The sequence below is a fragment of the Paenarthrobacter sp. OM7 genome (assembly GCF_029873575.1).
GTDB lineage: Bacteria > Actinomycetota > Actinomycetes > Actinomycetales > Micrococcaceae > Arthrobacter.
Genome location: NZ_CP123579.1, coordinates 420,315 through 433,414 on the forward strand (window position 1 = coordinate 420,315; position 13,100 = coordinate 433,414).

Annotated in this window: 14 protein-coding genes; 3 read left to right on the plus strand and 11 right to left on the minus strand. The window is 64.2% G+C overall.

Annotated elements, in window-relative coordinates; all coding sequences use genetic code 11:
- Positions 1–111 precede the first annotated feature (111 nt).
- Entirely contained in the window at positions 112–648 is a 537-nt protein-coding gene (locus QEH68_RS02050; RefSeq protein ID WP_207595946.1) for a MarR family transcriptional regulator, read from the plus strand.
- Here the strand turns inward: QEH68_RS02050 and QEH68_RS02055 are convergent.
- The 6 genes from QEH68_RS02055 to idi are packed head-to-tail and all read right to left on the minus strand — an operon-like array spanning position 643 to position 6,418.
- Positions 643–1,854, minus strand: coding sequence for a prenyltransferase (locus QEH68_RS02055; RefSeq protein WP_280626136.1), 1,212 nt, complete (start codon positions 1,852–1,854; stop codon positions 643–645). The two genes, QEH68_RS02050 and QEH68_RS02055, sit on opposite strands and share 6 nt — an antisense overlap.
- Positions 1,851–2,201, minus strand: coding sequence for a lycopene cyclase domain-containing protein (locus QEH68_RS02060; RefSeq protein ID WP_207595948.1), 351 nt, complete (start codon positions 2,199–2,201; stop codon positions 1,851–1,853). The genes QEH68_RS02055 and QEH68_RS02060 overlap by 4 nt, the downstream gene beginning before the upstream one ends.
- Entirely contained in the window at positions 2,201–3,853 is a 1,653-nt protein-coding gene (gene crtI / locus QEH68_RS02065) for a phytoene desaturase family protein (protein ID WP_207595949.1), read from the minus strand. Before crtI ends, QEH68_RS02060 begins: the two co-directional genes overlap by 1 nt.
- On the minus strand, positions 3,850–4,770 hold the full coding sequence (locus QEH68_RS02070; protein ID WP_207595950.1) for a squalene/phytoene synthase family protein: 921 nt from the start codon (positions 4,768–4,770) through the stop codon (positions 3,850–3,852). The genes crtI and QEH68_RS02070 overlap by 4 nt, the downstream gene beginning before the upstream one ends.
- Positions 4,767–5,867 carry a polyprenyl synthetase family protein gene (locus QEH68_RS02075; protein WP_280626139.1) on the minus strand — a complete coding sequence of 367 codons (1,101 nt, stop codon included), beginning with the start codon at positions 5,865–5,867 and terminating at the stop codon, positions 4,767–4,769. Before QEH68_RS02075 ends, QEH68_RS02070 begins: the two co-directional genes overlap by 4 nt.
- The gene (idi, locus tag QEH68_RS02080; protein WP_207595952.1) at positions 5,864–6,418 is read right to left on the minus strand and encodes an isopentenyl-diphosphate Delta-isomerase; all 555 of its coding nucleotides are present in this window, start codon (positions 6,416–6,418) and stop codon (positions 5,864–5,866) included. The genes QEH68_RS02075 and idi overlap by 4 nt, the downstream gene beginning before the upstream one ends.
- A gap of 104 nt (positions 6,419–6,522) precedes the next feature.
- Here idi and QEH68_RS02085 point away from each other — a divergent pair, with 104 nt between their 5' ends.
- Entirely contained in the window at positions 6,523–7,131 is a 609-nt protein-coding gene (locus tag QEH68_RS02085; protein ID WP_207595953.1) for a MarR family transcriptional regulator, read from the plus strand.
- Here the strand turns inward: QEH68_RS02085 and QEH68_RS02090 are convergent.
- Complete coding sequence (locus QEH68_RS02090; RefSeq protein WP_280626147.1) at positions 7,128–7,946, minus strand: CPBP family intramembrane metalloprotease; 819 nt, start codon at positions 7,944–7,946, stop codon at positions 7,128–7,130. The genes QEH68_RS02085 and QEH68_RS02090 overlap by 4 nt on opposite strands.
- A gap of 173 nt (positions 7,947–8,119) precedes the next feature.
- Between QEH68_RS02090 and QEH68_RS02095 the strand changes: the two genes are divergently transcribed.
- On the plus strand, positions 8,120–9,214 hold the full coding sequence (locus tag QEH68_RS02095) for an EAL domain-containing protein (RefSeq protein WP_280626162.1): 1,095 nt from the start codon (positions 8,120–8,122) through the stop codon (positions 9,212–9,214).
- A 202-nt stretch (positions 9,215–9,416) separates the two neighbouring features.
- Here QEH68_RS02095 and QEH68_RS02100 read toward each other — a convergent pair whose 3' ends face one another.
- Genes QEH68_RS02100 through QEH68_RS02115 form a run of 4 tightly spaced genes read right to left on the minus strand, consistent with a single transcriptional unit; the run spans position 9,417 to position 13,074 of the window.
- On the minus strand, positions 9,417–10,298 hold the full coding sequence (locus QEH68_RS02100) for an SGNH/GDSL hydrolase family protein (protein ID WP_207595958.1): 882 nt from the start codon (positions 10,296–10,298) through the stop codon (positions 9,417–9,419).
- Between the two features lie 47 nt (positions 10,299–10,345).
- Positions 10,346–11,110, minus strand: coding sequence for a maleylpyruvate isomerase family mycothiol-dependent enzyme (locus QEH68_RS02105; RefSeq protein WP_280626180.1), 765 nt, complete (start codon positions 11,108–11,110; stop codon positions 10,346–10,348).
- Positions 11,110–11,946, minus strand: coding sequence for a fumarylacetoacetate hydrolase family protein (locus QEH68_RS02110; protein WP_280626181.1), 837 nt, complete (start codon positions 11,944–11,946; stop codon positions 11,110–11,112). The genes QEH68_RS02105 and QEH68_RS02110 overlap by 1 nt, the downstream gene beginning before the upstream one ends.
- A complete protein-coding gene (locus QEH68_RS02115) occupies positions 11,947–13,074 on the minus strand; it encodes a cupin domain-containing protein (RefSeq protein ID WP_280626183.1) in 1,128 nt (375 codons plus the stop codon). It lies immediately after the preceding gene.
- Positions 13,075–13,100 lie beyond the last annotated feature (26 nt).

Here is a 13,100-nt window from a genome sequence, read left to right on the forward strand (position 1 = left end):
TGCTGTGGACGAGCGGGGCGGCGGATGTGCGGCGTCATGCATTCGCGGGGTACGTGACTTACTATCAAATTGCTAGCAAGACAAGCTTTACGTTTATCAAAGGACCGTCGGATGGACTCGGAAGGCCACGCAAAGGGCTACTGGTACGGCAAAGACCCAGGTCAGAAGGCCATTGCCATTGACGTGCTGAATGCCCTGCGCGATTACCGTGCTTCCGAGCAAGCGATGCGCCGCAGGACCCGTTCCTCCATGGGGATGGGTGAGAAGGACCTGCTGGCCCTGCGCTACCTGTTCGAAGCTGAAGCCGCGGGCAAGGTGATGAAGCCGAAGGATCTGGGCGACAAGCTAGGCATAACGTCGGCGTCCATGACCACGCTGATCGACCGTTTGGTGGAGTCCGGCCACATTCGCCGCGAACCCCATCCCACCGATCGTCGCGCGCTGATACTGAAGGCAACGCCGGGGTCGGACCAGGAAGTGCGGCACACGCTCGGCGGAATGCACCGGCGGATGCTCGACGCTGCCTGCGCGTTGAGCCCGGACGAGTCGCAGATTGTGGTGAACTTCCTGCAGCACATGCGCGAAGCACTGGACACCATCGACGAAGAGCCTGTGGTCCCTGAGGCCGGGAAACCAGCCCAGTCATGACGTGAGGCTCCACTGCAGGATCACGATGAGCGTCACCAGGAATCCTGACCCGTAGTTGAGCCAGATGAACCGTCGCCATGCCACGTTGGTGCGCGCCGCCGTCGTATCCGTCACGTTCCAGTACGGCGCGCAATTGGCGATGTACGGGACAGCGATGATCGCCGCGAGCGGTCCGGGCCACGGCGTGGCCAGCATCGCCAGGCCGGCAACAAACCAGAGCACGACGGCGAGCCGCACCGTCCGGCGGGCACCGATGACTGTTGCTATGGAGCCGATGCCGGCCTGCCGGTCAGGCTCAATGTCCTGGACGGCGCCGAAGGCATGGGCGGCCATGCCCCACAGGAAGAACGCGAGCAGCAGGATGAGGAGACCAGGCGTCACCTCGGCACCGGCCAGCGTCAAGCCGACGACGGCGGGACTGACGAAGTGCGTACTGGACGTCAGCGAGTCCAAGACCGGGCGTTCCTTCAAGCGAAGCCCGGCCACGGAGTAGGCCACAACCGCGAAGGCACTGACGGCAAGGCTCAGCCACCCAGCAGGACCGCCCGCGACGGCGAGGACCACCAGGAACGGCACGTTGGTGATCGCTGCGAGCCACAGCATGGGGCGGTGAAGATGGGGTTGGAGGAGTGCACCCTCCATGCCGCCCTTGCGGGGGTTTTTCAAGTCGGATTCGTAGTCGAAGACGTCGTTGATCCCGTACATGGCCAGGTTGTAGGGGATGAGGAAATAGAAGGTGCCCACGACCAGGACCCAGTCGATCTCGCGGGTGGTCAGGAGCATGGCCGCGGCAAACGGGTAAGCGGTGTTGATCCAGCTGACCGGGCGGGAGGCGAGCAAGGCCTGCGGGACGAGGCCCTTGCGCCCCGGTTCCGTGCGGCTCTGGCTGGATTGCGTGCGCTTTCGCGTCAGCCACATCCACAGCCCGGGAAGCGCCACGACGCCGGCCAGCGGGTACGCAAAGTCCTCGATCGGCGCGAGCCCTACTTTGACGCCGAGGATGTGCGAAGCGTCGTAGTGGAAGAGTTCCATCCCGATCATGACGGAGTCGAACACCGCGGTCAGGACGGCCAAGGCCGTGAAGGCCAGGCCTACGGCTTTCCAATGCCTGCCGGCCTCGCCGGGATACGCGCCCCGGCGGGCAAAGATCACGCCGGCTGCTCCTGCCGCGACGATGAAGGCGAGCGCGAGCCATAAGTACGTCATACGTGCTCCCGCTGTTTCGCACTGCGTGTGGCCGGTGCCCGGTCAAGCAGCCGCCGGGCGCCTGTGTAGAGGACCATGGTGCACAGCACCAGGAAAAGCAGGAAGACGGGTTCCTCGATGGGCAGCTCCGGGGCGATCAACAGTCCCGTGGCGATGGTGCCTTCACCTCGCAGGAAGATTCCCAAACCGATCCCGGCCAGGTCCCAGGCGAGAAGGAACAAGACCCCGACGGCGGTGACGATCGCCGCTGCTTTAGGATCCCGCCAGAAGTACAGACGGAAGCGGTGGTCGAGCAGGAGCATGCAGGTGATACCCAGCAGCAACGACACCAAGTAGAGAACACCCATCAGCCAATCCTGCTAGCTACGGGCCTCACAGTGGTAGGGCCGGCACTGTGGTCGCCGCGGATCCGTTTCAAGACCAGCTCGGCACTGATGAGGCACATGGGCACGCCAACCCCGGGGGCTGTGGTGGCACCGGCGTAGTAGAGGCCCTGCACACGCTTCGAGGCGTTCTGCGCCCTGAACATGGCGCTCTGTCCCAGCGTGTGCGCTGGTCCCAGCATGCCGCCGCGCCAGGAGTTGTACTCATCAGCGAAGTCAGCGGGTCCGATGGTGTGCCTGACCACCACACGGTCGCGGAGGTCCGGGATGTTGGCCCACTGGGCGATCTGGTCGATGGCGGCGTCCGCGGTTCGTTCGATGAGGACATCGCCGCTGCCGTCGGGGCCGCCTGCCCCCAGCTGCGGATCGGCCGGGACGGGAACGAGGACAAAGAGGTTCTCGTGCCCTTGTGGCGCGACCCCGGCGTCGGTGGCGCTGGGTTTGCAGACATAGATGGAAGCAGGATCCGGGATCTTGGTCTCCTCGCCAAAGATGGCTGCGAAATTCGCCTCCCAATCGCGGGTGAAGAACAAGGAGTGGTGGGGAAGTTCCGGCAGGGAACCCTTGATGCCCAGCATCACCAGGACGGCGCCGGGTCCGCTGGTGCGGCTCTGCCAGTACTTGCTGTTGTAGCTTCGGTCCCTGACGCCCAGCAGTTGAGTTTCGGTGTGGTGCAGGTCGGCGCCGGAGACCACCAGGTCCGCAACGATGTAGTGCTCCGTGCCCGAGTTGTCGCGCCACTTGACCCCGGTGACTTCACGGCCATCCTTCCCGGACAGGGCAGGCGGGAGCTTCACGCCATCGAAGCGGCCCACCTTCCTGGTCCGGGGCGCCTCGCGGGTGGTGATCTTCAAAGCTTCGGCACCGGTATGGATCCTGACACCGGCATCCACCGCCAACGACTCCAGTCGCCTCACGAGCTCCCAGAATCCGCCGATCGGATACTGCACGCCGTCGCCCAGGTCCAGGGCACTCATCAAGTGGTACATGGCGGGAGCATCGGAAGGATTGGTGCCAAGGAACACCGCCGGGTATCCCAGGACCTGCCGGAGCACGGGGTGCTGGAACCGTTGGGATACGTATTTATCCAACGGTGTCAGGAGCAGTTGCGCGAGTTTGGGCAGGCTCCGCAGTACTTCCGGATGAAGCAGCCCTTGCAGCCTGGTGAACGGGTTGTAGAGGAAGAACCGTTCAGCCATTTCAGTGGTGTGGCGCGCGGACGCGAGGTAGGAGGTCAGTTCCCTGGCGCTGCCGGGCTCCACGCTCTCGAAGGTTTCCAGAACCTGATCGCTGCCCAGCGGCACTGTCAGCGGGACCGGCCGTCCGCCGTCGTGGTCCGGCTCGCTGAAGATGCGGTACGCGGGACTGAGCGTCCGCAAGTCCAGCTGTTCCGCCGCGCTGGTGCCGAGCAGCTTGAAGAAGTGGTCGAAGACGCCGGGCATCAGGTACCAGGAGGGACCGGTGTCGAAGCGGAAACCGTCCCGTTCAAGGCTTCCGGCGCGTCCGCCCACCTGGTCACGCTGCTCCAGGAGCTGGACCTCGTGGCCCTCGTGGGCAAGGAGTGCAGCGGTGGCGAGCCCAGCTATGCCACCGCCGATCACTACAGTCCGCGTCATCGGTGCAGCTCCATCCAGGTTGAGGCGACGGCCCGGGCGGCAAGCCCGGCTTTAACGGCATCCGGCACCCGGACCCTTGATCGATACAGCTCGTCCACCGTGGTCTGTTCAATCCGGTCCGTGAGGGCCTGGAACAGCGCCAACGCGCTCCGGACAGCGGCCCTGGCATCGCGCGGTAGCATCGGAATGACGGCGTTGGCGTCGGCCAGCTGGGCCCGGACTGTCTTGACCCACTCCACCCGGTCGTGCTCCTCGAGGTGGTCCGCAGTGCTGAGGTAGTTGCGGCCCAACCGGGAGGTATCGTCCGCCAGATCCCGGAGGAAGTTGATGTTCTGGAACGCAGCGCCCAACCTGCTGGCGCCATACTGCAAAGCTGCGGCGTCGCCGTCGTCGATGTTTTCATCCCGCATGAAGACACGCAGGCACATCAGCCCCACAACCTCAGCGGAGCCGTGCACGTAGCCATCATGGGCATCGGCGTCGAAACGGAGTGGTGCCGGCTGTTGCGCAGAAGTGCCCGCTGACGTGCGCTCGCCGAGGTCCGTTCGCATGGAAGCGAAGAAGGGATCGATGAGGGTTTCATCAATGCCCGCCGTCCGGGCGGTCTGGGCAAAGGCGTGGATGATGAGATCGCTGCTGTAGCCAAGCTTGACCGCGCGGTGGGTCTCATCGATGAAGTGGGCCAAGGCGTCGCACTGTTCCTGGTAGCTGAGCCCGGCTTCCGCGGTGACGCCGTCCACGAGCTCGTCCGCCACCCGCACCAGGGCGTAAATGTTGCGGACGTGCTGGCGGTGCCGGGGCCCCAGCAACCTGCATGCCAGGCCGAAGGACGTGGAATAGGCGGCGATGACCTGGTTGGCGGCCCGCTCGGCCGTCCGGGTGAAATGGGTGAAAGAGGTATCGGTGGCGACGCTCATGATTGCCGTCCTTCCAACTGCCCCGCAAGGTCAAGCAGGACATTCCGTGCGTCCTGCGGAATGGTACTTGTGAGCTGATGATTAAACGCTGCCATTTGTTCCTCGATGAGGCCCTGGACAAATGCTTCTGCTCCGCAATCGGTGAGGTGGCGGCGGACGTGCTCGCCTTCCTCACCGTTGAGTCCGGGCCTGCCGAAGAGGGGCGCGATGTGCGGCCACGTGCTGGTGGTCCGCGCATGGGCGATGATGGCCGTTTCCTTGCCTTCCCGCAGGTCCGAAAAAGGATCCTTGCCATGGCGGCGCGGATCCCCGAAGGTGGACAGGAGGTCGTCCTGGAGCTGAAAGGCCAAGCCAAGATGCCGGCCGGCGGTTGCAAGCGCAGTCTCGACGGCGAAGTCCGCACCGGCGAGCGCGGCGGCGGCACGCAACGGCAGTTCGAAGGTGTACGTGGCGGTTTTGTATCCACACATCACCAGGATGGTCTCGAGGTCCGGGGCAATGACGCCGTCGCCCAGGCCCACGTCAAGTTGCTCGCCGGCTACGGTCTCGTTGATGGTGTGTTCCAGGAGATCCAGGAGGCGGAGCCGTAATTCGTGGGGGAGATCCGCGCGGGCGAAGGCTTGGTGGGTTGCGGCGAGCAGCATGTCGCCCATCAGGATTCCGCCTGTCTGGGCCCAGTGAAGGCCGCCATCGGGACGGGGGAGCTCGCCGGTTTCGGCGAGGAGAGACCCGATGAGGTTGGGGTGTCCGCGTCGGACGAGGTCTCCGTCGATTACGTCATCATGCAGGAGGAAGGCGTAGTGGAGGAGTTCGATGGCGGCGGCGATGCTGATGGCGGTTTCGCGTTGGCCGCGGCCTTCTTGTTCGGGCCGTGATGAGCCGCGCTGCAAGAGGGAGTCGTACGTTTCCATGAGCAGCAAGGGGCGGACGAACTTGCCCCCCAGCACGTTCTGGCCGGCCAGTCCCCACAGCCTGGCGAAGTTGGGGCCGTAGGCGGTTGCGGCGCTGGCCCTCTTGCCGATCAGTCCGGTCAGCTCGTTTTCGATCGCGCCGCAGAGGTCGGTGCGGCTTCGGAGGGATCCGGAGGTGACGGTCATGCTTTGACTCCCTCGTGTGAAGGCAATGCCCGCGCCTCCAGAAGCTGGGGGAACTGCAGACCAAGCCACGGGCTGAAAGCGGACGGCGTGTGCGCCAAGGCATCCTCGAGCAGGGCCGGGGATATCCACGCCCAGTCAGCAACCTCGGCTGGATTCGGCTGCAGGGGGCCACTGATCCGGGCCATGAACACCGGGCAGACCTCATTTTCGACGATTCCAGTGGGGTCAACGGCTCTGTAGCGGAAATCCGGGAGAACCAGTTCGATCCTCTTGGCGTCCACCCCGAGTTCAAACTGCGCACGCCGCATCACAGCGTCCTCGAATTCCTCGCCTGGTGCCGGGTGGCCGCAGAAACTGTTGGTCCAAACTCCCGGCCAGGTCTTCTTTTCAGGTGAGCGGCGGGTCAGGAGGACCTCGCCGGCATCGTTGAGCAGGTAGCAGGAGAAGGCTAAATGAAGGGGTGTGTCCAGTGTGTGCACCCCCGCCTTTGCGGCCTCCCCGATGGGTGTTCCGGCGTCGTCCAGGAGGACCACCATCTCTGTCGCGTTCATCCTGCGCCTACCTCCTACACCCGGTGCCTTAGAGAGACTTGAATATTGCTAGACAAGCTAGAAGAAAGGCTACCATGTAGGAAGTTGGGTGTAACATACTCATCATGTCCAGTCCTGAAGAGATTCCTGAAGAAGCCGGGACCCCGGTTTCCTCCGGCGTTTATCATCTGGACGCCAACGATCCTCACGCGGAATTAGTGGACCGATCCGGTCTCTCCGACGAGGATGTCCAGCAGATCAGTGACCTCATGGCTGCCCTGGGGCGGCTGCGAGAGGCAGAACAGCGGCTGTCCGACGCCTCCCTGAGGTACATGAAGCTCAACCAATCAGACATGCGTGCACTGCACTATTTGATTGTCTGCGCGAACCATGGCGTGATTGCCACCCCCGGCGCAATAGCCTCCCGCCTCAGCATCTCGACGGCGTCAACCACCAAGTTGCTCGACCGGTTGGAACGCGCGGGACACGTCACGCGACGGGCCCACCCGTCTGATCGGAGGGCCCTCGCCATAGCCATCACCCCCGAAACGCACGAGGCTGCGATGCGGACGGTGGGACGGCAGCAAGCCAAGCGTTTTCTGGCGGCTGCCCGTCTCGCTCCGGAAGAACGGATGATCGTGATGCGCTTCCTGGATGACATGGCACAGGAAATCGAGGTTTCCGAAGAGGCGTGGGCAGGTGCTGCGGGCTCCCCGGTAGCGGACCATCTCTAGTACAGGAAGATCGGCAGCCAATCCCGGTTGTGGGCGTGGACCAGTGCCAGGAACAACACGAAGTCGAACAGCAGGTGCACTGACACCACGTAGGTGAACGACTTGGTCAGCTTGAAGGTGTACCCCTGCAGCAACGCGAACGGGAACGTCAGCAAGGGACCCCAGGACTGATATCCGATTTCCCACAGGAATGAGGAGAAAACCACAGCTTGCAGGAGGTTCGCCAGCCAGTCCGGGAAGTGTTGTCGCAGCAGGGTGAACGTGGTGCAGATGAAGAACAGTTCGTCCCAGATTCCTACGGCGTTAACGCCCAGGAAGAGCCGCCAGAAGATGTCGGGATCGGAGGCGTCGGGCCAGTTTTGGTACACGCCGGTGCTGATCAGGTAGACGGGCAGGATGAAATAGCCCAAGGCAACGACGCCTATCAAGTACAGCTTTGCTGCCAAGGGCCATTTCCTGCCGGTGTTGATGGGGAATTTGATGATGTCTTCCCGATACACAAAGCGGGACACCAGCCACGGCACCAGCACTGCCAGCGCGAGCGCCCCGCCCATCAGGGCCATGTGCTCCGTACTGAGGTCGGCATTGAGAGGCACCAGGCTGAAGATGGTCATGCCGGCCGCGATCAGCGCGAGGTGCTGCATCAGCCGGCTGTCAATGAAGGCGGCGGTGACAACACTGGCCAGCAGCAAGCCGTAGCCGAGCAGTTCATTTCCCATCGCAAAGAGGGGAATGCCGGACAGCGAAAGCAGCGCCGCCGGTAATAGTTTCCAGCTGAGCGCGGTGCGGGGTGCTTCCGTTGAAAGGGACGTCACCCCCTAAGCATCTCAGGCCTGCAGCCGCGCGACACTGTTTTGCGCGACTGGAAAAGCGCACCGGCACAACGGCGAAGTGTTCTTCTGTATTATTCGTGACAGGGCCCACAGATGGGCCGGTCAGGTAGTTTGTCTGGCTCTGCCAGCGGGGGATACACATAAAGGAATAGCTGATGGCTCAAGAAGAGGGCTCTCTTTCACAGGATGCCGCCAACGCGTCACCGCCTGCCGAAACGTCGCCGCCTGCTAAGGCGACCATGCGCGAGCAGGTGAACGACATCATCGAATCCATCCTTGCCGATACCGAACCGCGCAGCGAAGCCGCCAGAATCAGGCTGGGTGCGTTGTTGGAGGCACATCCCGAAGACCCTCAGCGTGCCTTGTTGGAGCATCTGCTGGAAACCCGCAAAGAGGCCGCGCCGGCAGCTACGGTGCCGGTTCACCTCGAATCCGCCAGCGTGCACCTTGAGTCTGTTGACGCAGCGCGGACCGTGTCGGTTCCCGTCAGCCACGAAGTCCGGGAAGGAATCCAGGCGGTCCTGGCGGACAAGCTTCTGCTGACCGCCTTCCAGCCTGTCCATGCACTCCCCAACGGCGACGTAGTGGGTGTTGAAGCACTCACCCGGTTCGTCGGTGAAGACGGCGCCGGCGCCGATGTCTGGTTCAGCGAGGCTGCTGCCGCGGGGCTGGGAACCGAGTTGGAGATCGCTGCCCTCCACTGCGCCCTCACCGCGGCGCACGACGTCCCGGAAACCATGTCCGTGGCCCTTAATCTCACCCCCGCTACCTCCAGCGACCCCAGGGTCCGGAACCTGCTGGCCGCTGCGGCACTCGCGCCGGACCGGATCATTGTCGAACTCACCGGCAGCCTGGCCGACGTCGGAGGCCAAACCGGCCGCGACGGACTCGGGCCGCTGCGCGCCTTGGGTTTGCGCCTGGCCGTCAGCGCCTCCGGAGCAGCGTTGGTCGCATTGGAGCGGGTGGAGCAACTGCGACCGGACATCATCAAGCTGGACCGCCACCTGATTGAAGGCATCGAAAGCAGCGAAGGCCAAAGGATCCGGGCCAAGGCGATCGTTGAGCTCGCCAGGGAGCTCGGGGCGGAAGTCATTGCTGTGGGCATCGAGACGGCCGAAGAACTCGAGGAAGTGACGGCGCTCAACATCACCGCAGCCCAGGGATATCTCTTGGGACGCCCCTCGGTTCACCCGCTGGACTGGTCGGCGTGGAGCATCCGGGCACAAACAGAATCCCAGCCTGCCGGCTGACAGTCTTCACAACAACGACGGCGACCCTCACCTCAACGGTGAGGGAGAGGCTTTCGGGCTGCTGTACGACCGGCACCACGGCAGGGTTTACCGGCATGCGTATCGGCTCAAACCTTCCACGTGCCGGTCTATGAAGCTGACGGGAAGTCGGTCATTGGCGAGTTTGAGATCTCTGACGGGAGCGATCCTTCGGCTCCGTGAGTCAGTCGGTGATGTTCCGGGGGTCGTTGCCGACGAATGTACCGGGGGGCATCCCGGCGCCGAACACCGGGCCGGGTTCAGGTCGCTTGGGGTGCCGGCCGTCGTCGGCGTTCCGCTGCTTCAGGCGACGCACGACCCAAGGGAAGAGGTGCTCGCGGGCCCAGACGATGTCTCCGGCCCGGGCCTCGCGCCAGTTGCGCTCCGGCAATGGTTTGGGTGTCAACGGCTCCAGGGAGTGGGGAACGTTGAGGGTATTGAGCACCATGATGGCGATAGTGTGCTGGCCAAGCGGCGAGAAGTGGAGTCGGTCCGGATCCCACATTCTGGGGTCGGTCAGCTCACGCAACGCCCATAGATCGGCCACGACGGCATCGTGGCGGGCAGCCACTACCCGAATGTTCTCGTTGTAGATGGCCACCTTGCCGCGGGCCAGGCCCAACACTGGGGTGGCGCCCCAGTCCGGACCAGTAAACAGCAGGATGGTGGCGCCGGTGGAGGCCAACGCTGCCACTCCTGCATCCAGCTCCATGGCGAGTTTGTCAGGATCGCTCCTATGGAAGAGAAGGTCGTTGCCGCCGGCGTTGAGGGTGATCAGATCTGGTTTGAGGTCCAGTGCCGGGCCAACCTGCTCCGCCATGATCTCGTGCAGCAAGCGTCCACTGATGGCCAGGTTGGCGTAAGCGAAATCCTCGTGGCCGGTGCTCAGTTCTTCCGCCACCCTGTCCGCCCAGCCGCGCAGGCCTCCGGGGCTTCGCGGCTCGGGGTCGCCCAACCCTTCGGTGAACGAGTCGCCCAACGCCACATAACGGCTCCACGGGTGCAGGCCAGGCCCGAAGCTACCGGAACCTCCCTGCACCCAATCATCGGCGCTGGAGGCGTTCATCTCCCCATAGTGCGCTTACTGGGCGCGCATCGCCATGGGTGGGCTGGCTAAATCCACTTCGGGGCGGCCAGAACGGCACTTTCGGCACTGGGTCCGGTGGCCGTGACACCGGAGGTGCCGCGGCCCGTGGCCCATTCGACGACGGCGGGCAGGGGACCGGTGATGATCGTTGGGTTGGTGGCACTGGTGTCGCCGAACGTGAGTGCGGCGCCGTTTCCGGCGGTGTCGTTGACGTTGATGAGGAGTCCGGTGTCTGTGCCGCGGGTTTTCCAAGCGCCGGTGATGTCTTTGAGCAGACGTTCGAGGACGGGGGCCGGGATGTCGTTGAACGTGGCTCCGTTGTCCAGGTCCACGGCGTGGACCCAGACTTCGCGGGTGCGCATCCACACGGTCTCGGACGCCGGGACGGTCCTGCCTTGGGCGGTGCGGACTTCGTGGGTCCAGTTCTCATCCGGGAGGTCTCGCCATTCGACGGACAGGTGCACGGCGGAATGGTCGAACAGGTTCCGCAACGCGATCGGGGACAGGGTCGCGCCGAAGCTGATCTCGTGGTTCCGTGCCTCGGGAGAGGAATACATGGGCGTCTCCACCCCGGTGGCAGCCCATTCGAGCAGCCGTGCGATCGCACGGGCGTTGTATCCCACGTGCGCCACCACATGGCGGCGCGTCCAGTCCGGAAGGAGGGTGCCGCCGTCGAGCTCTGCATCGGAGAGTTCGTTCAGTTTGCGGGCGAAGAACGCGGTGCCCCGCCGGGCCTGCAGGAGGTCTGCCTGCAGGCCCGGATCGGTGGCGAGATCGTGGCGGGCGACCATCAGGCTTCCTTGACCACGCGGTTGTTCAGCTGGCCCAGGCCCTCGATGGTGGTGACCAGGAGCTGGCCTTCCTGCAGGTACCGCTTAGGGTCTTGGGCGTGGCCTACGCCGCCGGGGGTGCCGGTCGCGATCACGTCACCGGGGTTCAGGGTGATGATGGTGGAGATGTAGGAGACCAGGAATTCGGGGGTGAAGACGAGGTCGCCGGTGGGGGTGGACTGCTGGATTTCACCGTCCACGGCGGAGGTCATGAGCGGCCCGGCGGTGAATTCGTCCTTGGTGACCAGGGCCGGGCCGAATGGCGTGGAGTTCTCCCAGGTCTTACCTTGGAGCCACTGGATGGTGCGGAACTGGTAGTCGCGCATGCTGATGTCGTTCAGGACCGCGTATCCGGCGATGTGGTCCGCGGCGTCGGCCTCGGCGATGCGGCGGCCCTTCTTGCCGATGATCACCGCGAGTTCGGCTTCCCAGTCCACGGTGTCCGATTCCTGGGGCAGGGCGAGGTCATCGTTCGGGCCGATCAGCGATTCCTGGTACTTCGCGAACAGGGTGGGGTGCTCGGGGATTTCCCGGCCCATTTCCTTGATGTGGTTGCGATAGTTGTGGCCCACGCAGATGATCTTCCCGGGTGCGGGCACGACGGCGGCGAGGTCGGCGCCGTCGAGCGCGTGCGTTGCGCCGTTGGCCGCCTTCGCCTTTTCCTCCCAGGCGGGGTCCGCGAGCAGCGCGCCGACATCGGCGAAGCCGGGGATCTCCGTGAGGGTGTCGCCGTCCTGGCGGACGGCCACGGTGCCTTTGCCGGCGGCGTTTTCGGTGCGGAGGGTCAGGAGTCTCATTTACTTGCGTCCTTCGGTGTAGCTGCGGTTGAAGTTCAGTCGTTCAAAGATGGGGGCGTCGCTGAAACGGAAAAGATCAAACTCTGTCTCGGACTGCAATGACCATTCCTGCCAGGACGGGACCACGAACAGGTCGCCCTTGGCCAGGGCCTTGGTTTCGCCGTTCAACACCACGTTGCCGGTGCCCTCGAAGACCTGCCACACACTGGAGCCCACCTCACGAAGCGGCTCGGTGGTGGCGCCGGCGCGCAGGCGGTGGAACTCGGCCCGGATGGTGGGCATAACGTCCCCACCGGTGGTCGGGTTAGAGTACCGGATGGCGGCATGGCCCTGCGAGACGGTTGCAGGGTGGCCCTCGTCCTCCAGCAACAACTGCTCCCGCAGGGCTGCGTCGGTGTGTTCCCAGCGGTACGCGGCGATGGGGGAGTTGGTGGTGTCATCGAGACCGGACAGGGGTCGCAGGCCCGGGTGGGCCCATAGCCGTTCGGAACGGGAAATGTCCGGGGTGGCTTCGTCGGTGACACGTTCGGTGCCGAACTCGAAGAACCCGGCATCGGCATAATGCACGAACGGGATGTCCAGCCCGTCGATCCACGCCATCGGCTGGTCGGTGTCATTGTGGTGGCCGTGGAAGTTCCAGCCCGGGGTGAGCAGGAAATCGCCGCGGCGCATCGCTACGGGGTCCCCGTTCACGACGGTCCAGACGCCTTCGCCCTCGACGACGAAACGGAACGCGTTCTGCGAATGCCGGTGCTCCGGAGCTACCTCGTGCGGGCCCAGGTACTGGATCGCTGCCCACAATGTTGGGGTCGCGTAAGGGGTGCCAGCAAGGCCGGGGTTCGCCAGGGCTATGGCCCGCCGCTCGCCACCCCGGCCCACCGGAACCAGATCGCCGGCGCGGGCAGCCAGAGGATACAAATCATTCCAGCGCCACACATGCGGGACAGCCTTAGGGGCGGGGACCATCGGCATCAAATCACCGATCTCAGTCCACAAAGGAATCATGTTCCCGGCAGCGAAGTCCTTATACAACTGCTCCAACTGGGCAGCTTCCTCCGGAGTGGGCTCCGGCAAGGCGTGGCTGGCGGCCACAGATTCATGAGTCGTGTTCTCGGCGCTGATGGACACGTAGGCCTCCTGGATAGGGTCCGAAC

Bases quoted from the DNA above. Each gene is read 5' to 3' on its own strand.
- QEH68_RS02085 (WP_207595953.1), top strand. From the start codon at position 6,523: ATGTCCAGTCCTGAAGAGATTCCTGAAGAAGCCGGGACCCCGGTTTCC.
- QEH68_RS02105 (WP_280626180.1), bottom strand. From the start codon at position 11,110: ATGGTCGCCCGCCACGATCTCGCCACCGATCCGGGCCTGCAGGCAGAC.
- QEH68_RS02050 (WP_207595946.1), top strand. From the start codon at position 112: ATGGACTCGGAAGGCCACGCAAAGGGCTACTGGTACGGCAAAGACCCA.
- crtI (WP_207595949.1), bottom strand. From the start codon at position 3,853: ATGACGCGGACTGTAGTGATCGGCGGTGGCATAGCTGGGCTCGCCACC.
- QEH68_RS02070 (WP_207595950.1), bottom strand. From the start codon at position 4,770: ATGAGCGTCGCCACCGATACCTCTTTCACCCATTTCACCCGGACGGCC.
- QEH68_RS02055 (WP_280626136.1), bottom strand. From the start codon at position 1,854: ATGACGTACTTATGGCTCGCGCTCGCCTTCATCGTCGCGGCAGGAGCA.
- QEH68_RS02060 (WP_207595948.1), bottom strand. From the start codon at position 2,201: ATGGGTGTTCTCTACTTGGTGTCGTTGCTGCTGGGTATCACCTGCATG.
- idi (WP_207595952.1), bottom strand. From the start codon at position 6,418: ATGAACGCGACAGAGATGGTGGTCCTCCTGGACGACGCCGGAACACCC.
- QEH68_RS02075 (WP_280626139.1), bottom strand. From the start codon at position 5,867: ATGACCGTCACCTCCGGATCCCTCCGAAGCCGCACCGACCTCTGCGGC.
- QEH68_RS02110 (WP_280626181.1), bottom strand. From the start codon at position 11,946: ATGAGACTCCTGACCCTCCGCACCGAAAACGCCGCCGGCAAAGGCACC.
- QEH68_RS02095 (WP_280626162.1), top strand. From the start codon at position 8,120: ATGGCTCAAGAAGAGGGCTCTCTTTCACAGGATGCCGCCAACGCGTCA.
- QEH68_RS02100 (WP_207595958.1), bottom strand. From the start codon at position 10,298: ATGAACGCCTCCAGCGCCGATGATTGGGTGCAGGGAGGTTCCGGTAGC.